The organism is Leptobacterium flavescens, from assembly GCF_010671605.1.
In the GTDB taxonomy this organism is placed as follows: Bacteria; Bacteroidota; Bacteroidia; order Flavobacteriales; family Flavobacteriaceae; genus Leptobacterium; species Leptobacterium flavescens.
The window spans coordinates 408,630-433,888 of the sequence record NZ_JAABOO010000004.1 but is presented as its reverse complement, the minus strand read 5'-3'; the positions used below and the strand labels follow the sequence as shown (position 1 = coordinate 433,888).

At 40.4% G+C, this 25,259-nt stretch carries 24 protein-coding genes and 1 tRNA gene; 14 read left to right on the top strand and 11 right to left on the bottom strand.

Translation table 11 applies throughout. The annotated features are described in order from the left end of the window. Positions 1–6: 6 nt before the first annotated feature. Positions 7–1,083: a peptide chain release factor 1 gene (prfA, locus tag GWK08_RS18335; protein WP_163608693.1), complete on the bottom strand. Its 1,077-nt coding sequence runs from the start codon at positions 1,081–1,083 to the stop codon at positions 7–9. A gap of 167 nt (positions 1,084–1,250) precedes the next feature. Between prfA and GWK08_RS18330 the strand changes: the two genes are divergently transcribed. Both GWK08_RS18330 and GWK08_RS18325 read left to right on the top strand, forming a co-directional pair. Then, a complete protein-coding gene (locus GWK08_RS18330; protein WP_163608692.1) occupies positions 1,251–2,150 on the top strand; it encodes a 3-keto-disaccharide hydrolase in 900 nt (299 codons plus the stop codon). 35 nt (positions 2,151–2,185) lie between these two features. Further along, entirely contained in the window at positions 2,186–2,701 is a 516-nt protein-coding gene (locus tag GWK08_RS18325) for a peptide-methionine (S)-S-oxide reductase (RefSeq protein ID WP_163608691.1), read from the top strand. Here the strand turns inward: GWK08_RS18325 and GWK08_RS18320 are convergent. The 3 genes from GWK08_RS18320 to GWK08_RS18310 form a co-directional block, all read right to left on the bottom strand. Beyond that, positions 2,698–3,876, bottom strand: a complete 1,179-nt coding sequence (locus GWK08_RS18320) for an AIR synthase related protein (RefSeq protein ID WP_163608690.1) — start codon at positions 3,874–3,876, stop codon at positions 2,698–2,700. The two genes, GWK08_RS18325 and GWK08_RS18320, sit on opposite strands and share 4 nt — an antisense overlap. A gap of 89 nt (positions 3,877–3,965) precedes the next feature. Continuing rightward, the gene (locus GWK08_RS18315; protein WP_163608689.1) at positions 3,966–6,152 is read right to left on the bottom strand and encodes a glutamine synthetase III family protein; all 2,187 of its coding nucleotides are present in this window, start codon (positions 6,150–6,152) and stop codon (positions 3,966–3,968) included. 200 nt (positions 6,153–6,352) lie between these two features. After that, positions 6,353–7,288, bottom strand: a complete 936-nt coding sequence (locus GWK08_RS18310) for a calcium/sodium antiporter (RefSeq protein ID WP_163608688.1) — start codon at positions 7,286–7,288, stop codon at positions 6,353–6,355. A 183-nt stretch (positions 7,289–7,471) separates the two neighbouring features. On the opposite strand from GWK08_RS18310, the gene GWK08_RS18305 reads away from it, so the two are divergent. The 5 genes from GWK08_RS18305 (at position 7,472) to GWK08_RS18285 (ending at position 13,178) form a co-directional block, all read left to right on the top strand. Further along, a complete protein-coding gene (locus tag GWK08_RS18305) occupies positions 7,472–8,458 on the top strand; it encodes a hypothetical protein (RefSeq protein ID WP_163608687.1) in 987 nt (328 codons plus the stop codon). A 3-nt stretch (positions 8,459–8,461) separates the two neighbouring features. Further along, positions 8,462–8,821, top strand: a complete 360-nt coding sequence (locus tag GWK08_RS18300; protein WP_163608686.1) for a BlaI/MecI/CopY family transcriptional regulator — start codon at positions 8,462–8,464, stop codon at positions 8,819–8,821. After that, on the top strand, positions 8,821–11,091 hold the full coding sequence (locus GWK08_RS18295) for a M56 family metallopeptidase (protein ID WP_163608685.1): 2,271 nt from the start codon (positions 8,821–8,823) through the stop codon (positions 11,089–11,091). Before GWK08_RS18300 ends, GWK08_RS18295 begins: the two co-directional genes overlap by 1 nt. A 466-nt stretch (positions 11,092–11,557) precedes the next feature. Next, positions 11,558–12,679, top strand: a complete 1,122-nt coding sequence (locus GWK08_RS18290) for an SPFH domain-containing protein (RefSeq protein ID WP_239524956.1) — start codon at positions 11,558–11,560, stop codon at positions 12,677–12,679. A gap of 346 nt (positions 12,680–13,025) precedes the next feature. Then, entirely contained in the window at positions 13,026–13,178 is a 153-nt protein-coding gene (locus tag GWK08_RS18285; RefSeq protein ID WP_163608684.1) for an SsrA-binding protein, read from the top strand. Here the strand turns inward: GWK08_RS18285 and GWK08_RS18280 are convergent. Beyond that, a complete protein-coding gene (locus GWK08_RS18280; protein WP_163608683.1) occupies positions 13,175–13,687 on the bottom strand; it encodes an adenine phosphoribosyltransferase in 513 nt (170 codons plus the stop codon). The genes GWK08_RS18285 and GWK08_RS18280 overlap by 4 nt on opposite strands. 65 nt (positions 13,688–13,752) lie before the next feature. Further along, positions 13,753–14,115 carry a hypothetical protein gene (locus GWK08_RS18275; protein ID WP_163608682.1) on the bottom strand — a complete coding sequence of 121 codons (363 nt, stop codon included), beginning with the start codon at positions 14,113–14,115 and terminating at the stop codon, positions 13,753–13,755. 149 nt (positions 14,116–14,264) lie between these two features. Between GWK08_RS18275 and GWK08_RS18270 the strand changes: the two genes are divergently transcribed. The 3 genes from GWK08_RS18270 to GWK08_RS18260 all read left to right on the top strand — a co-directional run bounded on the left by GWK08_RS18270 (position 14,265) and on the right by GWK08_RS18260 (position 16,178). After that, positions 14,265–14,507, top strand: coding sequence for a hypothetical protein (locus GWK08_RS18270; protein ID WP_163608681.1), 243 nt, complete (start codon positions 14,265–14,267; stop codon positions 14,505–14,507). 188 nt (positions 14,508–14,695) lie between these two features. Next, a tRNA-Arg gene (locus GWK08_RS18265) sits at positions 14,696–14,769 on the top strand. 545 nt (positions 14,770–15,314) lie between these two features. Beyond that, positions 15,315–16,178, top strand: a complete 864-nt coding sequence (locus GWK08_RS18260) for a CPBP family intramembrane glutamic endopeptidase (protein WP_163608680.1) — start codon at positions 15,315–15,317, stop codon at positions 16,176–16,178. Between the two features lie 458 nt (positions 16,179–16,636). On the opposite strand, the gene GWK08_RS19305 is transcribed toward GWK08_RS18260, so the two are convergent. Together GWK08_RS19305 and GWK08_RS18250 are read right to left on the bottom strand one after the other, a co-directional pair. After that, the gene (locus GWK08_RS19305; RefSeq protein WP_239524955.1) at positions 16,637–17,437 is read right to left on the bottom strand and encodes a nuclear transport factor 2 family protein; all 801 of its coding nucleotides are present in this window, start codon (positions 17,435–17,437) and stop codon (positions 16,637–16,639) included. Between the two features lie 408 nt (positions 17,438–17,845). Continuing rightward, a complete protein-coding gene (locus GWK08_RS18250) occupies positions 17,846–18,763 on the bottom strand; it encodes a response regulator transcription factor (protein ID WP_163608679.1) in 918 nt (305 codons plus the stop codon). Between the two features lie 140 nt (positions 18,764–18,903). Between GWK08_RS18250 and GWK08_RS18245 the strand changes: the two genes are divergently transcribed. The 4 genes from GWK08_RS18245 (at position 18,904) to GWK08_RS18230 (ending at position 22,543) form a co-directional block, all read left to right on the top strand. Beyond that, positions 18,904–19,374, top strand: coding sequence for a cupin domain-containing protein (locus tag GWK08_RS18245; RefSeq protein WP_163608678.1), 471 nt, complete (start codon positions 18,904–18,906; stop codon positions 19,372–19,374). Between the two features lie 11 nt (positions 19,375–19,385). Next, positions 19,386–20,339: an MBL fold metallo-hydrolase gene (locus GWK08_RS18240; protein WP_204336100.1), complete on the top strand. Its 954-nt coding sequence runs from the start codon at positions 19,386–19,388 to the stop codon at positions 20,337–20,339. Between the two features lie 12 nt (positions 20,340–20,351). Then, on the top strand, positions 20,352–21,224 hold the full coding sequence (locus GWK08_RS18235) for an MBL fold metallo-hydrolase (RefSeq protein ID WP_163608677.1): 873 nt from the start codon (positions 20,352–20,354) through the stop codon (positions 21,222–21,224). 98 nt (positions 21,225–21,322) lie between these two features. Further along, positions 21,323–22,543 carry a multidrug effflux MFS transporter gene (locus GWK08_RS18230; RefSeq protein ID WP_163608676.1) on the top strand — a complete coding sequence of 407 codons (1,221 nt, stop codon included), beginning with the start codon at positions 21,323–21,325 and terminating at the stop codon, positions 22,541–22,543. 95 nt (positions 22,544–22,638) lie between these two features. Here GWK08_RS18230 and GWK08_RS18225 read toward each other — a convergent pair whose 3' ends face one another. From GWK08_RS18225 to GWK08_RS18215, 3 genes are all read right to left on the bottom strand, one after another. Continuing rightward, positions 22,639–23,577 carry an SDR family NAD(P)-dependent oxidoreductase gene (locus GWK08_RS18225; RefSeq protein WP_163608675.1) on the bottom strand — a complete coding sequence of 313 codons (939 nt, stop codon included), beginning with the start codon at positions 23,575–23,577 and terminating at the stop codon, positions 22,639–22,641. Positions 23,578–23,605: 28 nt separating this feature from the next. Then, positions 23,606–24,001, bottom strand: coding sequence for a DUF4345 domain-containing protein (locus GWK08_RS18220; protein WP_163608674.1), 396 nt, complete (start codon positions 23,999–24,001; stop codon positions 23,606–23,608). An 85-nt stretch (positions 24,002–24,086) separates the two neighbouring features. Next, the gene (locus tag GWK08_RS18215; RefSeq protein ID WP_204336099.1) at positions 24,087–24,863 is read right to left on the bottom strand and encodes a helix-turn-helix domain-containing protein; all 777 of its coding nucleotides are present in this window, start codon (positions 24,861–24,863) and stop codon (positions 24,087–24,089) included. Positions 24,864–25,259: the final 396 nt, after the last annotated feature.

The following is a 25,259-nucleotide window of genomic DNA, read 5'->3' as shown; positions in this document are numbered from 1 at the left end:
AAGGTCTTATATAATTTCGTTGGCCTCTTTTAGTTTTTCGGTATTTTCCGCAAGTTTTAATTCCTCGATAACCTTGTTGATATCACCATTAATGATATTATCCAGATCGTAAAGGGTAAGGCCGATCCTGTGATCGGTAACCCTACTTTGAGGATAGTTATAGGTCCTAATCTTGGCACTACGGTCTCCAGATGAAACCATGCTTTTTCTTCTGGCTGCATCTTCGGCCTGTTTTTTGGCCAACTCCATTTCGTATAACCTGGATCTTAATACCTTAATAGCTTTTTCGAGGTTCTTATGCTGGGATTTCTCATCCTGGCAACGCGCTTCTATCCCGGTCGGGATGTGGGTAAGTTGAATAGCAGAATAGGTAGTGTTTACACTCTGTCCACCAGGTCCTGTAGAGGTGGTACGGATGATCTTAACATCTTTCATATCCAGTTCCACATCAAACTCCTCGGCTTCCGGAAGTACCATTACCGTAGCAGCAGATGTATGTACTCTACCTTGTGTTTCCGTTTGCGGAACACGTTGTACCCTGTGTACTCCAGCTTCGAATTTAAGGGTTCCGTATACATCTTCTCCGTTAACCTCAAATACGATCTCTTTAAATCCGCCGGAAGTTCCTTCGCTAAAATTCATTACCGAGGTTTTCCATCCTTTACCTTCACAGAATTTAGTGTACATACGGTAAAGATCGCCGGCAAAAATACTGGCTTCATCTCCTCCGGTACCCGCACGTATTTCCATTACAGCATTCTTACTGTCTTCAGGGTCTTTAGGGATAAGCAAAAACTTGATCTCTTCTTCCAGAGGAGGTAAAGCCTCCTTGGCTTCATCGAGCTGCATCTTTGCCATTTCAACCATTTCGGCATCGCTTCCGTCTTCGATGATCTCTTCCGCTTCGGCAATATTTTCAACCAGGGTCTTATACACCTCTCTCCTGTCTACAAGTTCCTTAAGGTCTTTGTATTCCTTATTGAGTTGTACATAGCGTTTCTGATCTGAAATAACATCCGGCTGGATGATCAGATCTGAGATCTCGTCAAAACGTTGCTTTACGATATTTAATTTATCTAACATGGTCTTCTCCTAAAATTTAAACCCTTAAAGTAATGAGCGGCTGCAAAGTTAGCATTTTTCGCCGAATTTGACGGATATGGGAGAAAAGGAGAATCCGTAGAGCGGGAGCTTTGACACTTAAATATTTAGGTTTAACTTAGAGCCAATTCAATATGATCCTGTTTCCCATGAAAACTAACTTTTTGTTTTTTTTAGCACTTTTGATCCTGGCTTCCTGTAAATCTCCCACTCCTGAAAAAAATGAGACAGAAGAATGGGTTTCCCTTTTTAACGGGAAGGATCTCAAGAACTGGCATATAAAAATTGCGGGGTATGAACCGGATGATAATTACGGTTCCACCTTTACGGTTTCAGACAGTATGATACGGGTGAATTACGGAAAGTACGATACATTTAACAATGCTTTCGGGCATCTCTTTTTTAAAGAGCCTTTTTCCTATTACAAATTGAAATTCGATTATCGTTTTCACGGAGATCAGCTGGACGGAGGGCCTTCCTGGGCTATTCGCAACAGTGGGGTAATGATCCATTCCCAATCTGCAGAAAGCATGAAAAAAGAGCAGCATTTTCCGGTTTCTATAGAGTTCCAGACCCTGGGAGGGCTGGGAGACGGAAACCGACCTACCGCTAATGTTTGTACTCCGGGAACCCTTATAGAACACGAAGGAGATCTGATAAAGGATCACTGTCTGAATTCGAATGCTCCTACCTATGAAGGTGATGAATGGGTACATGTGGAAGTCATCGTTCTCGGAGATGAAAAGATCATTCATATTGCCGAAAAAGATACGGTATTGATATATCGCAAGCCTCAGATAGGAAGCGGATCGGAAAAACGGGAAGACCGACTGGCACACTGGAAGGAATTCGGAGTGAGAGATGCTGAAAAATGGGCAGATCGGGAAGGAGAAGCTTTAAAGGAAGGATACATCGCTTTTCAGGCGGAAAGCCATCCCGTTGATTTTAAAAATATTGAACTCCTGGACCTCTGCGGATGCAAGGACTCCAAGGCGAAGAACTACAAGTCCTATTACGTAAAAGAAGATAACAGCAAGTGTGTTTACTGATGTTATTTAGGGTTGAAAGTTTCGTCTAAGCTGTTATGGGTAATACAATAAAAATAGGATTTGGAGGCGGATGCCACTGGTGTACAGAGGCTGTTTTTCTATCGCTTAGAGGGGTAGAAAAGGTTGATCAGGGATGGATATCATCCCAGGCTCCGGACAACACTTTTTCGGAAGCCGTTATTGTTCATTTCAGGCCGTCTGAAATTGCTCTTGAAGATCTGATCGCCATACACCTGCATACTCATAAATCTACTGCAGACCATTCCATGCGCAGGAAATACCGTTCTGCCGTCTATTATTTTGAAGAAGTACAAAGGAATGAGGTTGAAAACATTTTGCCACAACTGCAAAAGGATTTTGATGCCCCGCTGGTTACTCAGATCCTTGTTTTTTCCGAATTCAAAGCCTCTCTTGAGGAGCACCGGAATTACTACTATAAAAATCCTGAAAAACCCTTCTGCGAAACCTATATCAATCCCAAACTAAGCCTGTTGCTAAATAAATTCAGCAACCGGGTTGACAAAGAGAAAATACCTGCGGGAATCGCTTAGTATTCAAATTGCCCGTATTCGCTTTTTATGGTAAGCCTTTTTTTGTCTGAAGCTTCTGCCCTACCAATGATCTTTGCATCTACATTAAAAGATTGGGAAATAGCAATAAGGTCTTCGGCTATGGCCTCGTTCACATAAATTTCCATACGGTGTCCGCAGTTAAACACCTGATACATCTCTTTCCAGTCGGTACCGGATTGCTCCTGGATAAGCCTGAAAAGTGGAGGTACTTCAAATAAATTGTCTTTTACGATATGTAGCTCATCTACAAAGTGAAGTATTTTGGTCTGAGCTCCTCCACTGCAATGTACCATCCCGTGAATATCTTCGGGACTGTATTTTGAGAGGATCTTTTTAATGATAGGTGCATAGGTGCGTGTAGGCGATAAGACCAGTTTCCCTGCGTCTATTGGTGAGTCCTTTACAGCATCGGTTAGTTTTACTTTTCCCGAATACACCAGTTCTTCCGGTACTTCCGGATCAAAGCTTTCCGGGTATTTCTCAGCCAGGTAAGTAGAAAAGACATCATGCCTTGCCGAAGTGAGTCCGTTACTTCCCATTCCTCCGTTATACTCGGATTCATAGCTTGCCTGTCCGTAAGAAGCCAGGCCGACGATCACATCGCCTTCGCGGATATTGGCATTATCTATTACATTTTCCCTTTTCATACGGGCGGTAACAGTGGAATCTACAATGATGGTCCTTACCAGGTCTCCTACATCTGCTGTTTCTCCCCCGGTTGAATAGATATTTACACCAAAGCCTTTTAATTCTTCGATGAGTTCTTCCGTTCCGTTGATGATAGCAGAGATCACTTCACCCGGAATACGGTTCTTATTTCTTCCAATAGTCGAGGAAAGGGTAATATTATCTACCGCCCCGACACAAAGAAGGTCATCTATATTCATGATAAGTGCATCCTGTGCAATTCCTTTCCATACCGAGAGGTCTCCCGTTTCCTTCCAGTACATATAAGCCAGGGAAGATTTGGTTCCGGCCCCGTCGGCATGCATAATAAGGCAATAGTCTTCATCATTGGTGAGATAATCGGGCACTATTTTGCAAAAAGCTTTGGGAAACAAGCCCTTATCTACATTTTTAATAGCGTTATGTACATCCTCCTTGGAGGCGGAAACCCCTCTCTGACTGTATCGCTTACTTACCGATGAACTCATAAATATTAATTGTTGTGTTGTGCTGCAAATTTAGTTTTTTAAAACAAAAAATCCCGCCTTCGCGGGATTCTTATTTGTCGTTAAGCTTATTATCTTGTAAAAAGTAATTCTCTGAACTTTGTCAACGGCCATAATTCATCGTCGATCATCATTTCCAGCTTATCACAGTGGTAACGGATCTCTTCGAAATAAGGTCTCACTTTTTCACAATAAGCATCAGCTTTCAGCTGTGCATCCTCAATAACATTGGCTTTCTTACGCTCTTCGATCATTTCGTTAACCTTGGTATTGATCATCGCGATGTGATTAGAGATCTTTTCTACAAGATCCATCTGCTCGCTGGCTACTTTCTTAAAGTCCTTTCCGAAGATGTCCTTTAATCCCTGAACATTCTCGATAAGGGTATTCTGGTAGCGTACAGCAGTAGGGATCACGTGATTTCTTGCGATATCTCCCAGGATCCTTCCTTCTATCTGGATACGCAGTGCATATTCTTCCAATTCGATCTCGTGACGTGCTTCCACCTCAACCTTACTCATAACTCCCATCTCCTCGAAAAGTTCGATAGATTTTTCAGAAACCTTGGCTTTAAGGGCAACCGGAGTGGTCTTATTGTTACTCAAACCTCTTTTTGCAGCTTCCTTTTCCCAGGCATCGCTATATCCGTCGCCTTCAAAACGTATCTTCTTGGACGCTTTAATATATTCTCTCAACACATTAAAGATAGCTTCATCCTTTTTAAGTTTCTTCTTATCTATAAGTGTGTCCACTTCTTTTTTAAACTCCTTCAACTGTCTGGCTACGATGGTGTTCAATACGGTCATCGGAGTAGCACAGTTTGCTCTGGAACCTGCCGCACGTAACTCGAACTTATTTCCTGTAAATGCGAAAGGTGATGTTCTGTTACGGTCCGTATTATCCAGTAATACATCAGGGATCTTACCAACTACATTGAGCTTAAGATCTGTTTTTTCCTGAGGAGACAGTTTTCCTTTGGAAACATCTTCCAGTTCATCCAGTACTCTCGTCAGCTGCTCCCCGATAAATACAGAAATAATTGCCGGTGGTGCTTCATTGGCGCCAAGCCTGTGGTCATTACTTGCAGAAGCAATAGAAGCTCTTACCAGTTCTTCGTAATCGTGTACCGCTTTAATGGTGTTGATAAAGAAGGTAAGGAACTGAAGATTCTTCATTGGAGTGGAACCAGGTCCTAAAAGGTTAACTCCTGTGTTGGTAGCAAGCGACCAGTTGTTGTGTTTTCCGGAACCGTTGATTCCCGCGAAAGGCTTTTCGTGGAAAAGTACCCTGAAATGGTGACGGTCTGCCGTTTTTTCCATAACATCCATCAAAAGGGAGTTATGATCCACTGCCAGGTTAGCTTCTTCAAAGATAGGTGCCAGCTCAAACTGGTTAGGTGCCACCTCGTTATGACGGGTCTTAACCGGTACTCCCAACTTCATACATTCGATCTCCAGGTCACGCATATAACTCATCACCCTGTTCGGGATAGATCCAAAATAGTGATCATCAAGCTGCTGTCCTTTTGCAGGAGAGTGCCCTAGCAATGCTCTTCCGGCCAATGCGATATCGGGTCTGGAATATACAAGGGCTTTATCTATTAAAAAGTATTCCTGCTCCCATCCGAGGGTAGCATTTACTTTAGTTACATTCTTATCAAAATATTTAGCTACGGCAGTTGCAGCATGATCTACTGCCTGTAATGCACGTAAGAGAGGAGCTTTATTATCCAGGGCTTCTCCGGTGTATGCTACAAATACAGTAGGGATACAAAGAGTAGTACCGTAAATAAAAGCAGGAGAAGTAGGATCCCATGCAGTATATCCTCTGGCTTCAAAAGTATTTCTGATCCCTCCGTTCGGGAAACTTGAAGCATCCGGCTCCTGCTGCACCAATTGTCCACCTCCGAATTTCTCCATGGCCTGTCCGTTACCCAGAGGCTCGAAAAAGGCGTCGTGTTTCTCTGCAGTTGCTCCGGTAAGAGGTTGGAACCAGTGGGTGTAGTGTGTTGCTCCTTTGGCAAGTGCCCAGTCCTTCATAGCCGCAGCTACCTGGTCTGCAATTTTTCTGTCTATTTTAGTGCCGAATTCAATGGCATCCATTACGCTTTGATAAGCGTCCTTCGTCATAAACTGACGCATTGCATTCTCATTAAAGACATTGCTTCCAAAAAGTTCGGAACGTCTCCCCTGTTCGTCAATTACTACAGGTTTTCTGTTAAATGTTTCTTTAATCGCATTAAATCTGATTGTAGACATGTGTCGTGTGTTTATTTTGATGGGTCAAATATACAAAAATGTATATTTTAAAAAACAAACCCCCATAAAAAACCATATTAATCGATAAAAATTCACATTTTTTCAGAATGACCCCCTAAAATTTAACCTAAACATAATTTTAGGTCTGTTTTTTTAATATATTCATAAAAAAACACTCCGGAGAGCGTTTTTTCATATTCCTATATTACTGTAAGATAGATAAATATCGCGTAAAGCGTAAGAAGTACTATTCCGTCTCTCCATCCCAAACGCAGCCCTTTGGGCATGAAAACCAAAGGTAAAATAAGGAAGGATATCCCCAGCATCCAGAAAATATCGCTGTTGAGTAAACCTTCATCCACAATACGGATAGGTGTTATCATGGAAGTGATCCCCAGGACAGCCAGGATATTAAATACGTTGGAACCTATAAGATTTCCCAGGGAAATAGCTTTTTCCTTTTTCATCACTGCAATGATCGAAGCTGCCAGCTCGGGAATACTTGTTCCGACCGAAACCACTGTCACTGCAATAATACGCTCGCTAACCCCGAAGGATTTGGCCAGTCCGACCGCTCCATTGATCAATAGTTCGGAGCCACCCCATAGAGCTACCCCTCCTATTGCCAGGAAAAATACGATCAGATACAGCGCCAGGGGTTCATCATCTTCATCCAGATCTCCTACTACCGCAGGTTTCTGGAACTTCAACAGATATATAAGGAAGATCACCAGGAATGAAAACAGGATGATCCCCTCATATTGTTCAAGGACTCCATCAAAAACAATGAAACCATATAACAGACCGGAGGCTATCATCATAACCGGCCAGTCGGTCTTATAGAAACTCTTTTCCACCTGTATCCCCGAAAGGATAATAGTAATAGCCAGTACCAAAGCCAGATTGGCAATATTCGAACCGACCACATTCCCCATGGCAATATCCGGAAACCCGTCCAAAGCCGAATTCACGCTAACGATCAGCTCGGGAGCTGAAGTAGCAAAGGACACTATGGTCATCCCTATAACAATTTTAGGGATCTGAAGCTTTAAAGAAAGAGCAACTGCCGCTTTAAGTAACCAGTTTCCACCCAAAATCAGCAGGACCAGGCCCAGGAGAATAAAAAGAATATTCATGCAATTTGAATTTTTGCGAAGATAAGAGAAGATTTGGGATTTCCTAAGGAGATATGCAGATTTAAAAGGCTAAAAATCTTAAGACTACACTTACAAAAAACTAAAAAAATAGTTAAATAACTACATTTATAGTTGCGTAACTAGATTTATAGTTATATATTTGATCTCATATTATTCCGTATTATGGCAAAGATTTGTTCTATAATTTGTTTTTTATTCCTTCTTCAGCCGGCTTTAAGCCAGCCGGGGATGCGTACGGAAGATAAGGAACGTATTGCCGAAGCCGTAAGGATCTCCAAACTATACGGAGATGATCTCTGGAAAGGTTTTAACGAAGTTCCCTTCTCTATCATTCTGGTTACGGATGATTACGAATACCTTATCTATCACTCCAAACCGACGGAAGATTTTAAATTACTGGAGCACGATGCCCTGCTCAACACCGATATATATTACAGAAAAACGGTATTTAACAAGCATTTCCTGGCTACCTTTCCCGCTGTAAACGGAGTAAACTGTATAGTAGTAGGAACGCCCGAAAACACCAACCGGAATTCTTCCGAATGGATCATTACCCTTTTACACGAGCATTTCCATCAATATGTATATTCAAAACCCGATTACTATAAAAGCGTGGAGGGTTTAAATCTTTCCAATGGAGACAGGTCGGGAATGTGGATGCTCAACTATCCGTTTCCTTACTCCAGCAAAAAGACCATCGATGCTTATGCAGATTATACACAAGTCCTGAAGCAAATGGCCTCGGGAGAAATGCCTGCTAAAGCCTATTATAAAAAATACAGGAAAGCGAGAAAGCAATTTAAAAACTCGCTTAGCCCGGATGAGTACCGTTACTTTTCCTTTCAGCTATGGCAGGAAGGAATTGCGAGATATACCGAGATCAGGTTACTGGAGTTGCTTAAAGATCACAAAACCTCTGCTGCAGTTGCTGCTATGGAGGATTACGAACCCTTTAGCGAACTCAGTTCCCGGATGCTGGCTAATGAACTGAACAATATTACTGCCCTGAAACTGGAACAGGAGAAAAGAGTTTGCTTTTATTCGGTGGGAATGGCCGAGGGCCTGATACTCGATGAGATACGCCCGGACTGGAGGGAGGAATATTTAGAGGATAAATTTTATTTGGAACGATATCAGAAAAAAGAATAGATCATGCAGAAATTAACAAACAAGGAAGAAGAGGTAATGAAAGTTCTTTGGAGGCTTGAAAAAGCCTTTGTAAAGGAGGTATTAAGCGAATTCGGGGAGGAAAAGCCCCATTACAATACGCTTTCTACCATTATCCGTAACCTGGAAGATAAGGGCTATGTGGCTCATGAAGCTTTCGGCAATACACACAGGTATTATCCGGTAATAAGCAAAGAGAGTTACAGGAAGCGATTTATCAGCAATACCATTGAGGATTACTTCAATAACTCCTATAAGAACCTGGTGTCTTTTTTTGCCGATGAGAAAAAGATCAGTGTGGAAGAGTTAAAAGAAATCATTGACCTTATCGAAAAGAAAAAATAATGGAACCACTATTTATATACCTGTTAAAATGCAGCGGTATTCTGATCATTTTTTATACCGCTTATATCGCTTTGTTACGGAAGGAAACCTTCTTTAGAGGGAATCGTTACTTTCTTTTAGGCGGGCTTTTTGCAACCCTTCTGCTCCCCTTCCTTGTCTTTACAAAAATAAAATGGGTAGAGCCTGTAGTTTCTACCCCGGTACTAAATACAGCCTCCACTCTTCCTGTCAATGCAGCTTATGTTCCCAATCCTGTTGTATCAACAGTGGGAGTAAGCATAGATTGGTGGCAGGTTGCATGGATCGTATACCTTATTGGTTTTGGCCTGTTCCTGGGACGTTTTATCATTCAACTTGCATCTTTATATGTACTGATCAGAAGAAGCAGCCTGATCAGGAAAGGGAAATACACTTTTGTAGAAACCACCGATGAAGTATCGCCTTTCTCTTTTTTCAGATATATCGTTTACAACCCGCAACAACATAATGCCAGGGACCTTGAGTTAATTATACAGCATGAAAAGACGCATTCCCGGGAACGACATTCCCTCGATATCATTGCGGCCCACCTCTACAGTATTTTTATGTGGGTAAATCCCCTGGCCTGGGCCTATAAAAAGAGTATCTCACAAAATCTGGAATACATTGCAGATAATCATACGGTTGCCTCATCAAACAACCTGAAGGACTATCAGCATACCCTTCTAAAGGTGGCTATGCACCCGCATCAGTATTCCATCACAAATAATTTTTTCAATTCATTAATCAAAAAACGAATAGTTATGTTACAAAAACAAACATCGAGCAATTACAAAAAATGGAAATACCTGGCAATCCTGCCTTTACTGGTCGTTTTCCTCATGAGTTTTAACGTGAGGGAAGTGATAAAGGTGAGAACGCTTTCTCAAACCGAATTCATTATAGACAGTAAAACCACTGATCAGGAAATTAAAGCCATCGTTTCATATTTCGATACGAGACCGGCTGACGCCCATATCCGTTTTAGCGACCTGAAACGCAATGAAAAGGGAGAGATCTATCAGATAGCTTTTGAAAGTAAATACGGTGACAAACCTTATTACAAAAACCTTGGTCTCAGATCCCAAAACAAAAACCCTATAAGTACATTTTCTATCTGGTTTGATGAGGAAACAGGAGTTTTTACCGTCCGTGAGCACGATTCGGAAAGTACTTTTCAACTGAAATCGGATGGAATTAATATAGACGTTAAGGAAACACCGGAGCAACAGAACGAGCCTTCTTCCCATAATATTAACCGTACACAGGAAAAGGCAGATAAAGTTCAGACTGAGAAAAGATCACAGCCTCAAAACCCTAAAGCAGACAATGCTAAAGATAATGCGGTGATCTCTTCGGGTGAAACAACATTTTCCTATCAGGTTGAGGAAAGTTCCGCGGAGCAGGATAACGAGATCATAGAATTTATTATTGATAAAAATTCGACCTATAAAAATCTTAAGGAAAGAGCTAAAAAATTTAAGGAAGAATACGGGGTAGAATTAAAATTCTCTAATATCAAAACAAATAACAAGGGCGAGATCACTGCCATTCAGGCCAGTTTTAAGGATAAGGTAGGCAATACCGGGAATGTAGATATCGTAAGGAATCAATCCGATCCTATCGGCCCCTTTGTATACTTCCTGGTTCTGGGAGATGAAGGAGAAGTGGTACGGTCCGGCTTCAGCCAGTTTGACGGAGCCCACACCAATTCGGATGGAGAAAAATATTATTACAAATTCAGAAAGAGACATAAAGATCCCAAAAACAAGGAGAAGCATAAAGACTCCAAGAATAAAGGTAAGCACAAGGATAAAGATATAGAACACGAGGATGTAGAAGTAGAACATGAAGAAGCAGAAGAGCATGAAGAGCATGTGGAAGTAGTGCATGAAGAAGCAGAGCATGTTGAGGCGGATGAGCACGAGGTCCTCGTTGAAGTTGATGAAGCAGAGCATATTGAAGAAGATGAAGCCGTGCTTATTGAAGTAGCGGTAGCTGAAGAAGGGGATCAGGAACATGGAAGAATTATCGAGATCGGAAGAGACGGAGGTGAAAAAATACGGGTCAGAACTCTTGGAGAGGGAGATCCTCTATTCTTCCTGGACGGAAAAGAGATCTCTATGAAAAAAGCTCTTAAGCTTGATGCGAATACTATTGATAAGGTAGAAGTTCTTAAAGGAGAGGGTACCAATCTAAAATACGGTAAAAGAGGCGAGAACGGAGTTGTTCTTCTCTTCTCTAAAAAATAAGCTGTGTTATAAATTAACAGACCAAAACCGGTTGCGGAAACGCAGCCGGTTTTTTGTTTTATCAGTCTGAATATCCTCTCTGAAATCCGGTCAAAATATCGCCCATAAAAGACTACAATATATTCTTTATATGAAGCTCTGAAAAGTTACAAAATCCTACCAAAAAAGTATCTTTAAAAAACGCTCAAAAACAATCCCGGTATATAAAATCGCCCCGGAGATATTGTAAATACTACATATTTGGAAATTATCCATAAATTTTGTAGTTTAAATAGACATACTTCAAAAAGCAGTTAAGAAAGTTTGACTATTTCCTCGGCCGATAGAACATTCTTACATCTTCAAAAAGTATTTATAAAATTATTTAGTAACGTAAACCATTTAAAAAATGATCACGCTTGTCAAAGTATTGATAACATTTTTGTTGTCTATTATTTTCTATCTCTAACATTAAAAAACTATTACTATGCTAACATTTTTAGGAATTTTAATTATTGTCTTCGGTATCTTAAGCTTAATTGCGAGGCCATTTATAAAGAACCATAGTACACTTCAATGGTTCACCCCCAGAAGGAGCTTTCAGTTCATTCTGGGAGGTTTTGCAATGAGCATCGTCTCGGGTATGTTCTTTTACGCTGAGCCGGGTACTGCCTATGCAGTGCAATACCCGTGGGGAGGGCAAAAGGCTGTATTCCGCCAGGGAATACAGACCAAAATGTGGGGACGCCTCATCCCTATCCAGTTTGAACTACCCATCAAGTATGTCATTCCTAACGGGGAGGGCGAGCTGGGAGATCAGAGCAAATACGCCTATGTGGATAAAGCCAGGCATTGGGAGTTTAACGATGCGGTAAAAGGAAAGATCGCCACTTCTATTGTGATCAGCATCAACAATACGGATGCCTCGCAATTCCTTTCGGTGGCAGATCGCAACAAGACCGAGCGTAACCTGGTGTATTCGAGGATCATTCCCAACATCGACCAGGCTATTAAAAACACTTGTAAGCTGATGGCAGCCCAGGATTATATTTCCGGTCAGGCCGCAGACTTCGACAGATACTTCCAGGATCAATTGGAGAACGGAATGTATGTTCTGGAAGAGTATGTAATAAACGAAACCCCGGAAGTTATTGGCGACAGCACCACAGTGCGTAAAGTGATAAATAGCGAGAGTAAGCAGAAGCGCTTTCGTATTAAACGCGAGGAAGGGCAGATCGTAAGGGTTAAGGGGAATTCTTTAAAGTCGTACGGACTCACGGTTGTACAAGCCGTGGTTAACGAAATTGACTGGGAGGATACCTTCGATAAGCGCCTCACTCTTCAGAAGGAAGAGGTGGCACAGACCCAGCTGGAAAAACAACAGGCTGAGCGCGAGTTTTACAGAGCTCAGAAGGAGAAAGCCAAAGGTGAAGCTAATAAGGCACAGGAACGCGCCCGATTGGAAAAAGAGCAAATAGAGCAGACCATTTCTGCAGAGACCAAGGCCAAAGTGGCAGAGTTCAACCTTATTAGAAGAGCGAAAGAAATACGAAGTAGCCCAGTATCAGGCAAAGACCAAAAAAACACTGGCGGATGCACAGGCTTATGAGAACGCCAAACTGGTAAATGCCGGTTTAACTCCACAGGAGCGTGCAGAGTGGGAATACAAGACTGCCGTTTATGTAGCCAGGGAGTTAAAGGATCTGAGATTACCTGAGATCTATATCCAGGGACAGGATAAGGATGTGAAGGAAGCCAATTTGCTTCAATCGCTTATCGGGGCCGAACTGGCCAAAAAAATGCTCAATAAAAAAGAGTAATCAATGAACTCCGGAGGATTCCGGAGTTTTTGGCATATACCGAAGTCAAGCCAAAAATACAGCATAGTTCATATAAATCGGGGCCGGTTATTCCGGTCCCGATCTTTTTAAATACTTTTGTAAAAACAACCCAGAATGAAACGAACCCTGTTCAGGATACTTTCGGTTATAAATAAGGCCATCCTCCCCTCCTATACCAAAAGGAGGCTGGATCTGTCTAAAGCTTCAAAATTACAACTGGCCATCATCGGATGGCGCTATTATGTAACCCGTAATGCTTTGGATTAATAAGTAAGTAAGGCTTTTACATCTTTCCCGGGAAGACGCTCTCTTCCGTTCAGGAAGCCGAGTTCAATAAGGAAATTACATTGTACGATCTCTCCTCCTAGCCGTTCAACAAGTTTACACACCGCTTCTGCCGTTCCTCCTGTAGCCAGGACATCGTCGTGGATAAGCACTCTGTCTCCTTTCTGGATGGCATCTGCGTGCATTTCCAGGGCATCGGTACCATATTCCAGTTCATAGGACTCAGATATACGGTCGTAAGGCAATTTCCCGGGTTTTCTGACCGGAATGAATCCGGCATTGAGTTCCTGGGCCAGCAGGGTGGCAAAAAAGAAACCACGGCTCTCTATTCCCACTATTTTATCGATTTTCTGCCCCTGAAGAAGTTCAAGCAGGGCTTCCTTTGTATTCTTTAGTGCTTCCGCATCCTTCAGAAGCGGAGTTATATCTTTAAAGACGATCCCTTCTTTGGGAAAATCTTTTATATCTCTGATAAAATTTTCTAAGTCCATACTGCAAATAACACAATATAAAACTGTAATGAAAAGTAATTTAATAAGATTTAACGATTGGGAAATCAATCCTGTTTATCCTGCAGATGCTGGTCGATAATATCGCCTATTTTTTTACGGATCTCCGGGTGATCGAAGTATTGAAGCAGGGTGTTTGCAAAAGCATCGGAAGCCGAACTGTAACCTATACCCTGCTCGTTGATCACATTAGGAGGAAGGACCATTTCTCCTTTTCCCTGTAGTAACCAGATCGGGTTAAGATCCGGATAAGTGTCGATTATTTTCTCCAATACATCTCCTCCCACCGATGCATTGGACTTTATCTGACGACTCATATAACCTTTACTCATACCGATAGACTCGTCGAATTTACGGAGGCTGACATTTTTATATTCTATGAATAGCTTTATTCTATCAACTATTTTCATAAGAAATCTAAATTAATCGACAAAAAATTTGCTTTTGTAGATTATAATTTATAAATTAGTATCGATATTATCTCGCAATTTAATAATTATAATATAACTAATAGTAAGATTCGTTTTAAAAAATGATTAGTTACGATCAAAGAAATAAATTGAAAAAACTACTAAGGAGAGATTATATTGCAGATGTGCAACGCAAGCTTGCCGTAGCAGGCGTTACTTCCAGAAAGGGAACGCCTTACAGCGATAAAATGATCAGTCATGTATTTAACGGTAGGTATCAGAATCCACGGATAGAAAAGGCCATTCTCGATGTATATCTGGAGAGGAAAAAAGCCGCCGAAAAAGATCTTAAATACAAGAACAAAGTTCTGGGTATTGGTACTGAAGATTAAATTCCTTAGTCAGCACATTTTCTCCATACGGGTACTTCTTCTCTCCTATTTTATTCACTTTCTTCGGTTTAGGTTGGGAAGGCCCTGATTAAAGGATATTTAAATCTTTTCTTTTAAAATATTCTCCTGTTTTATTTTGTTTAAAGTTTTAAAATGAAATATATTTGCACCCGCATTTATTAAAAAACGGCCTCGTGGCGCAACTGAATAGCGCATCTGATTACGGCTCAGAAGGTTGCAGGTTTGAATCCTGCCGAGGTCACAAATAAATAGTTCAATTAGAAAAAACGCCAAGTTTACTTGAGCGTTTTTTTGTTTGGACTATTTTCAAAGCGGAGCTTTGCAGTGATCATAAAATAATCCTGCCGAGGTCACTTAAGAATGGAAAGCTCACTGAAGGTGGGCTTTTTTTATTGAATGAGGTCTGAGCTTGCTCAGGAACCCGAAATAAAAATAAAAAAAGCAAACAAACCAGGGGTTTGCAGCTTTCCATTTAGACTACGGAGCACTGTCTGGATCACCAACAGGTAATCCTAATCTACGATTTACGGTTTTAGATTTACGATTGAGGAATTATGAATGGTGAATGTTGAATTTTGAATGCTTAGATTAATCCCGTCTCTCGACTGCGCTCGAGATGACAAATCCAACCACCTATGTACACCGAAGCAATAGCGTAGGAGTAACACCCCTAAAGTCCCCTCAAGGGGACAATGCTTGAAACCAACAACTCAGATACTCTGAAGCTTCAGCGTAAGAGTAACAATCATCAGGCTTATTCGTCGTCTCTCTAAACGTAACTAAAAGATGATACAAAGAATCCCTTCATTTGCTTTAGCGATCATAATAACTTTAGCTATAGCCATTATCATAAAAACACCTTTTGATATGATTTTTCAGGAATCATACTTCTCCACTTTTCAGATTGAATATTTGACTTTGGCCTTAAGAATGTCCCTTATTTTCCTCATGGGCCTGATACTTACCTATAAACTAACAGAGAAAGCACTATCCGGTTTAAGCTCAAAATACAAATGGTCCTTTAAATACATAAATCTTATTCCTTTCTACCTCATTGCGCTTGGAATTTCGACTTTTATAGGCAAAGACCTGTCGTCAATAAACATTTATAACGTATTGCTGTTGTTCTTTGCCTGCTCATTGGTTAGTTTTGCAGAGGAATTTGTATTCAGGGGGTTCTTGCAGCCTCTTTTTATAACAAAATACAACTCGAATAAAAATGGCATCTTCCTGGGAGTATTGCTTCCTGCTATTCTTTTTGGTTCAGTGCATTTGCTGAACCTGACAATTAACGATAACATTCCCCAGGTGATTGCACAATCTATCTATGCAATTTTTATCGGATTCTTTTTTGGAGTAGCCCTTTTAAAAACAAATAAATTGATCCCACTGGCAATTACACACGGACTAATCAATTTCTTCTTCTTGTTTGGCTCGCTTCCGGGTTTTGGTGACGCCACGAGTTCGGGTACAGAATCTGTAGGGGATCCAACTCTCTCCGAACAAATATCCTCTTCCTTATCAACAGTCCTTATTTTCCTTCCATTGTTCATTATAGGTCTGATAATACTACGGAAAATGGACAAGAAGGAAATTCAGAAGAAAATAAATTTTAACAATGATCAATTACCAATAAGCAATGAGCAATAAACAATGGCTAATGGCCAAAACAACCATTTACGATTGAGGAATTATGAATGGTGAATGTTGAATTTAAATGCTCAGTTTAATCCCGTCTCTCGACTAGCCTGTATCGAGCGCCCGCGTGCCGCAATCCACATGTCGTCGAAACTTTAGTGGAGACACAAGCTTTAGCGGAGGCGCCAGTCGAGATGCTCGAGATGACAAACTCAACCACCTATGCACACCGAAGCAATAGCGTAGGAGTAACACCCCTAAGGTCCCCTCAAGGGGACAATGCTTGAAACCAACAACACAGATACTCTGAAGCTTCAGCGTAAGAGCAACAACCAAATCCCAAACTCCAAACTCCAAATTCCAAATTCCAATTCCTAAATCAACTCATCTCCAAATCAATAAATCAAACAAGCGTATCTCTCAATACTTTGTACTCTGTACTCAATACTAACTGTTAACAACCATCAACCTTAGAAACTTTTATCAGTGAAAGATTTATGGATTACCTTCCAACTATCATTTATCTTTAAAAGCAACATATAGTCAATGGCTATTCTATTTCGATCCGGCATTTTTATTTCAAGTTTCACCAATGCCGCATCCTTTTCGAGATCGATATTGAGTATCTTCCCAATTCGGTTGAAGTTTTTCCCTTTGGTGAAGTATTCCAAATATTTTTCTCCCGGCAAAACATTAATCTTACCTTCCTTGACAGAATACAGATTTAGGTCTTTCCAAAAAGCTATTTTAATACGATCATCCTTACTATGGGCTGTTCCTTCAAAATAATGATGAATGGTTTTCTCAATGTTTTGAATTTCATTTTCTATCGGAAGGGCATTCAAATCATCCTCATTCTTAATAGTCACATTGATAACTTTATGTAAAATTTTCCATCCCTCCGTAGTTTTCAGCAGCAATAAATAATCAGTTGCCAAACGATTGGTTTCCGGAAAAAAAACTTCCACTTTTGCAGAGGCGGCATTGTTCTCATAATCAATTGAAACCACACGGCCGATTCGGTTATACTTCTTACCCTTTTCTATATTGGCAATGTATTGTTTACCATCAATAATTCGAAGCGTATCGGCTGAAATTAAAAATAATTGAAAATTCGGTTGGAATGCATTTTTAACCCTGTCAGGTTCTCCATTCGCAGTACCTTCAATATATTCTAATATAGTTTTATTAATGCTTTCAATTTCACCTTGTGCCTTAGTTGAAAAAGTCATTAAAACTAAGATCAGAAACGCTACTTTTTTTGATAACATACTACTATTCATTTTAATATTACAAACTGTCTATTCCATTATCCCCTGGAAAATCTTCATCCAGGTGAATATACGTATTTTATTAATTTTCAAATGGATAACACTTCTTATTAAACTAAATTATCACTTTTGAATATGAATCATTTATCTTTTCTTGCTTTTAACCAATTTCAATTTGATCAATAAGCAATGGCTAAAGCAACTATTTACGATTGAGGAATTATGAATGTTGAATGTCAAATTTTGAATGCTCCCTTTAAATCTTATCTCTCGACTGCGTTCGAGATGACAAATCCAACCACTAACAACTGACAACCATCAACTAACAGCTAACAGCTAATGGTTAATGGCTGATGCAACTATTTACGATTGGGCAATGATCAATTAACAATGAACATTGAACAATGATCAATATTGATTTTTACTCCTGAATTGATTTGGTGTGATCCCTGTGAGTTGTTTAAAGAACTTTGTAAAATTAGTCGGTTCGGAATACCCCATTTCATCCGCTATTTGAGCAATACTTTTTTCATGTTGCTGCAGGAGGCTTTTTGCAATAATCAGTTTGTGACTCAATAATACCTGCTTTGCATTTTTACCGGTGGCTTTCTTTACAGATTCAGACAAATAGTTCGGGCTTATGTTGAGCTCCGAAGCATACCGGGCAATCGAGGACAGGCTGGTACCATCATCAACTATCTTTTGTTCAAATCTGGCCGCGATCCCCTCAGATGAATTTGATGTATAAGTATCCGAATTAAAGCTCAAAACACGATTAAAGCTATGAAGGAGAACATCCATTAACCCCATAACGATCTCTTTCGCGTATATTTTATCATTCGTATACTCCTGATAAATATTATCAAGCAAGCTTATAACAGGATTCAGTTGCTGCGGATCCAAAATGTACTGCGGAAAGGTATGAGAATGAAAATACCTGTATCTGTTTATAATTTCGAAACTCCTCTTCTTCTTTATCAGGAATGAAGGTTTAAAAGCAATGATGAACCCCTCATTTAAATTTTGTTTTTCCAGTTCCTTAAAATCTATTGAGAATACCTGTGTGGGTGAAACAAACACCAAATTGTTGCTGGCACTGGTGAATCCCTCATTTCCGATCGTAATACGGGCGGCATTAGGTTCTTTAAGTCCTACTGTAATCTCAAAAAAGTTTCTTCTGTGCGGTACAGCATATTTGGACAACTCCTTCATATTTGTACTCGCTAACATGTCTTCCAGCCGGAATATGATAAAATCATCGCACAAAGGTTCCGGGCCATTTTTCAATCTGGGATAATATGTATTCAGATCATCAAATAATTTCATAATTCTTCAATATAGTGAAAAATCATCATTATTCCCCATAAAATGATCATAACTCTATGATTCATGCTCAATACTTTTGTACCATAATGATAAAGAAAGGTCTGTTTCAGACGCTTTCAACACAACTAAAAGGCAAAAAGATGGCAAGAAGTACAGAGAATAGTAACAAGGTTCTGGTGATAAGTAAAAAAGACGATAGCCCTAAGTATTGGATGTCCAAAGGTGAGTATACCAACATTATTGTTAATGCAGAACAAACCAATAACGAATATGTGATAACGGATGGAATTATAGAATCGAAAGGTTTTGTACCTGATCATTACCACAAATGGGAAGATCAGACCTTTCATGTCATAGAGGGTTCGGTCCGGGCAAAGATCGGTGAACATTGGTTTGACTTGAATGTTGGTGATACGGTTCACTGTCCCAGAGGAACCTCTCATTATATAGAGAACAATGGAAAAGTCAATGCGAGGCTTGTCAGCTACATATTCCCGGGAAACTGGGCCGAAGAGTTTTTTGCCGAAACTTCAAGGCAGAATCACTCCGGAGAGCAAGACCAGAAATTAATCGAAGAGAAATTCGGTGTTGTATACACCCAGAAACATTAAATACAGATACAATGAAAAAATTAACAGCATTATTTACAATGGTCTTGTTGGTAACAATATCCTCCTGTAAGGACAGAGCTACCAACGAAACAAATCAAGACGATAAAAAGACCGAAAAAACAGAAAGTGCCGAAAAGAGCGGGAAGGATGCACAGGAAAGTTTGGGTTTTGACCCTGCACAGCCCATGATGACAGAGCTAAAGAACGGTGTATATCAATACTTCCAGTTCTTTACCAACAGTTTGGTGGTCGTAACAGATGAAGGAGTACTGGTAGTGGATCCGGTGAATGAGAAACGTGCTGCCGATATGCGGGCAGAGGTCAGGAAGATAACGGACAAACCCGTGGTAAAAGTAGTATATACACATGACCATTTTGATCATGCCCGCGGCGGACAGATCTTCAAGGAAGAAGGTGCCGAGTTTATCACCCATCAGCTTTGCTCCGATCTATTGAACAGGGATCTTGAAAAGCGGGTTGTACTGCCGGATGTAATGTACGAAGGAGATTACCATAGGATCGAATTAGGGGGCAAATACATAGATCTTCACTATTTGGGGCCAAACGAAAGCTTCTGTATGAGTGTTGTGCATATGCCACAGGACGGTGGCTTATTACTGGGAGCAGATTGGCATCTTCCGGGGACAATGTTGGATTACCACAGGCAGTATGCCCGTAATATGCTTGGTCAGTTAAACACTTTCAAAGCTGTATATGATAAAGGCCTGGAGTTCGATACCGTGATCAGTTCTCATTCTCCAAAATCATCACCGGAGGCCTTTGAAGAAGATTACAGGTTCCACCAGGCATTGTTTGATGCCGTTTGGGCAGGCCTGCAGGAAGGTAAAAGTGTTGAGGAGCTCAGGAATACAATCGAATTACCCGAATTTAAACACTGGAGAGGTTATGAGAATCTTCCGGATAATGTTGATCGTATGGCGTATTCAATTTGGCACGGAAACTAAAGCCTGAAAAAAATGAAGAAATACAATAGAATATCACTGATCATAGCTTTTGTAGCGGGAATGGTAATCACTACCGTTTCCGCACAACAGGCTAAAGTTCTTAACCTCGACAAGAATGTATATGCTATCAGTCTTTTGGGATATACCAGTTTGGTGGTGGAAGGAGAAAATGATGTACTGATAACCGATCCCGCGAACACCCACAGGGCAACCCTCCTCAAAAAAGAGATCGAAAAACTGACCGATAAACCGATCGCCAAAATCGTGTTGACTCATGAACATTTTGATCATACCGGCGGTTCCGAAGTATTTACGGAAGCCCGGATAATTGCACAGAAGAATGTTATGAATCTAAAGCGGCTGGATCCGCTGGATATGTTCCCGGACAAGGTGGATATCCTTTTTGATCAGAACCTGACACTGGATATGGGTACGACCACTGTAGAGTTGAAATATCCAGGTGCCGGTGACGGAGCTGCAATTGCACTAATATACCTTCCAAGAGAAAAAATAGCAGTAACGGCCGATATGTATGTCGATCAGGGTTTGAATCCCGGAATATTCTTAAGTCATACCAATTTGTTGGGTACCCGGCATATTCTGAATACTCTTGTCTCATGGAACCTCAACCATGCCGTAAATGTACATTCCAGCAGAACCGATACGGAGCCATTGGAGCGCACGGCCGCTTTTCTCAATGACCTTTATAGTGAACTGCTCCCAAAGATCCAAAGTCTTAACAGCGATGATCCTCATGGGCTATTACCCGGAATATTCAAATTAAAAGAAACCTTGAAAATGCCAAAGTACAAGGATTGGGAAAATTATAGCGACCTTCCGGTATACATACAAAAAATGGCTTTCGACATCATCCACGGAGGATAGAAAAACAATTTCCGAGAACAGTAAATAAAAAGCAAAGGCAGTAGAAAGTCTATTGATCCCTTTAAAACTCTTTTATCCATATTAATACAAAAGATAAGATGGAAAAACACAGCAAATCACAATTGGAATTTATTGCCCTGATGGCTTCATTAATGTCCCTGGTAGCATTGGCCATAGATGCACTATTACCTGCCCTGGGTATTATAGGTGATACTATTGGCATCACCGATACGAACGACAACCAATTACTGGTTACCATGATCTTTCTTGGCCTGGGTATTGGCCAGTTGTTATCGGGGCCTCTATCCGATAGCTTTGGAAGAAAACCAGTCATCTATTTTGGTTTTAGCCTTTTTATAATTGCCAGTATCATATGCACAACAGCTCCAAGTCTGGAAATTATGATATTGGGCAGGATACTACAGGGAATAGGTCTTTCAGCACCACGAACTATAAGCGTTGCTATTGTAAGGGATAGCTTCAGCGGGGATTATATGGCCAAGATAATGTCTTTTGTAACTGTTATATTCATCCTGGTTCCCGCCATTGCACCGGCTTTGGGGAAATTCCTGCTAGACACCATGGGCTGGAGATCCATTTTCTACACCCAAATCGCAATCTCCGTAATAGTTGTAATATGGTTTGCCATCAGGCAAAAAGAGACTTTAAAGCCCGAAAACAAGGTAAAGTTCAATATCAAACTCTTTTCACAGGGTACTAAGGAGTTCTTTAAATATAAACAGGCAGTGGTCAATACATTAATTCTCGGTTTTGTAACGGCCTCTTTTCTGGTCTTCCTTTCCACCGCCCAAAAGATATTCGGAGAACAATACGGGATGACAGATGAGTTTCCGTACCTATTTGCGGCAATTGCCTTAACAGTGGGGATTTCTACCTTTTTGAATGGTTCCTACGTAGTGAAATACGGAATGAAAAAAATGGTTATTATATCTTCCGTTTTTTTTACTTTAGTTCCATTAGTCTACCTTATTCTGTTCTACAGCTCATCAAACCCTGGTGTTTATACCCTTCTGGGATTCTTTGTCCTCCAATTTTTCACTTTCGGTTTTTTGTTCGGGAACCTATCTGCCCTGGCCATGGAACCATTGGGGCATATTGCAGGGATCGGATCTGCTATCAGTGGTTTTGTATCCACCATCATAGCTGTTCCCATAGCTGCACTTATAGGTAGTTTTATGGATACGACAGCACTTCCGCTTTTTGCGGGTTTCTTTATCACCGGATTGATATCGATAGTGTTTGTTCAATACTGCAGAGCTACTGAAAGTACAGGTACTCATTTTGAGTTTTCTAAATAGCAGGCTTTAATATGCATTCTTTTTTCACCTGATGTAAATAATCAGGTGATCTAATTAAAAACCTGCCTGCTGGTAGCAGGCAGGCCTGACAGGTATCAGATAAATTTATGAATTGCTTCATAGGCATTGTCCTGATAGATCTCGTTTTTTAAATTTTGGAAAATAGTACTTTGATCTATTACGGGTCCTACAAGTACATTTTCCTTACTCGCATAAAAAACACCGCTTTCCAAAGAATTATCATTGATCCCGTCAACAAATCTTTTAGCTCCTTTCTCCAAACTATGAGATAAACCCATTAAAGGCATTATGATGGGCATTCCCACATATTTGAACATGATCCGTTTAATAAACGGCAAATCGTTAAATCCTTCCGTACCTCTTGTTCCTCCCGGGCTCATACTTACGAATTTAATGTCAGGATATTTTCTCGCCATAGACGACATCCATAATGTACCGCCGTATTTTATAGCTCCGTATACCTGCATGGGGTCAAAACTATTTTCAAACAAGGATCCGTCAAATAACTTAATAAACTCATCTACCGATGAAGTTTTTAGATCAGGGCGTTTCATTCCTGTCTGTTTAATACCTCTTGCTGCTTCCGAGCTGGCGAATAGTGCTACATTCTTTAATTTATCTGCTTTCAGCAATTCATCAACCAATACAACATGCCCCAGGAGGTTAACAGCCGTAATGTTCGTAACACCATCTTTTGTCAGTTTTTCCGGATTTTTACCTCCTATTCCTCCGGCATTCATGATCAAAGCATCTATAGTTTCATCCAGATCTTTAACTGCATTCCTTACGGAATCGGGATCTGAAACGTCCATGATCAGGATCTCGAAAATTGTTCTCCCTGTAGATTCTTCCAAAGATCTTTTTGCGGCTTCAGCCTTTGCCCTGTTTCTACAGGCCAGATAGATCTTTTCCGTATCCTTCAACAATGCCAGTTGACGGGCAGTATCCTTACCTATACCTGCATTGGCACCGGTAATCATTATAACTCTGTTTTTAATATTTGATTTTTTCATGCTACTTTATTTTAAATATGAAGTTTTATTAATTTCTGTCGCGATATACTGCAAAGAGAATTGCCCCGGTAATCCCGAGAATGAACTCTAATCCGGTAGCTTTAACCAAGCCATCTACGGGCATTCCATCTACCAGAATACTAATGAGCCTGCCAACTCCAAGGGAGAGGAACAGGAGGGATGAAACCAGGGAGGATGTATAGGTCAGTTTTTTTAAGAATGCTCCCAGTATTGTGAGCACGGCTATAGCAAGAAACAACGCACTGGAGGCTCTGACATCGTTTATTACACTGATATTTCCGGTAATATCGATTCCGGAACCGCCCTTCATTTCCACAGGCATGAAAAGTGTGGCGCTACCAATAAAAGTGAGTAGTAATCCCGAAACTACCAAAAAGGTCTTTAATACTTTTGAATTTCTCATGATCTTGTTCTTTTAATTTTACAGGAACAAAAGTCATGAAAAGAGGAAGGTGCATTATCTCGTTTCAGCTCAAAGGCTTCTCATTTTAGCTCAAGCGATATTCCGAAGGTGATTTTCCATACAAACTGATGAAATTCCGGTTAAAAGTAGCCAAAGAGTCAAATCCGACGTCATATGCGATATCGGAAATCCGCAGATCATTTGCTTTCAGTAATTCAGCTGCTTTTTCGACTTTCTTTTTTGTAATGTACTTTTTGGGGCTATCATTAAAAACTTCTTTAAACTTTCTTTTAAAGGAAGAAGTACTCAGGTGGCAAAGTGCCGCTAATTCATCCAATGACAGGTTTGCATATAAATTATGACGGATCGTCGATTTAAAGGCTACCTCATTGGGCTTGAACAAAGCGGCCAAAAAATCCAATTGAGAAGGAGCCTGTTGCGATTTGGTCATCAGCAAAACAAATTCTTTCAACTTTGTTTTTATCATATGGACATCTGCCAGCTCAGGATTATCCAGGAGAATATTGATACTCTCACGATAATTTTCCAGCAATCTGTCAATTTCTATTTGTTTAAGGTTAAAATCGAGTGAATAATTTGATTTCGAAATATCGAATTCAAAAACTTCCTCCACCAATGACGGATACAAAAATATTCCGACCGATTCTATTCCATCATCACATTTGCTTTGATCTTCACTGGGCTCAAAAAAATAATTAAGGCATTTGGCAAGTAAGCCCTTATTTCTGTTTAGCGTAATATAATCTTCCTGAGAGCGAATGGAGACCTCTCCCCTGTTAACAAACATAAAGCATGCCTCATCTTCCACATATTGCTTCAAAGTTCTATCAAAATGAGGCATTGATAGTTTAATGAAAACAATTCGATCTTTATATTTTATAACCTTTTCTTCAAATTCCATTTTATGCTATATGGTCGCTAACAGTATATTTTGATCAGTCGCTAAAACCTGATCAAATCGATGCACGCAATTTAAAAATTAGATTATTCCGATCCTAATTGTTACTGATCTTCATAAAAGGGATTTTGAATGAACATTGAACAATAAACAATGATCAATGAACAATGAACAATGGCTAATGGCTAATGGCTAATGGCTAATGGCTAAAAAACTATTTACGATTGAGGAATTATGAATGTTGAATGTCAAATTTTGAATGCTCAGTTTAAATACCACCTTTCGACTAGCCTGTATCGAGCGCCCACGTGCCGCAAAAGCTTTAGCGGAGGCGCCAGT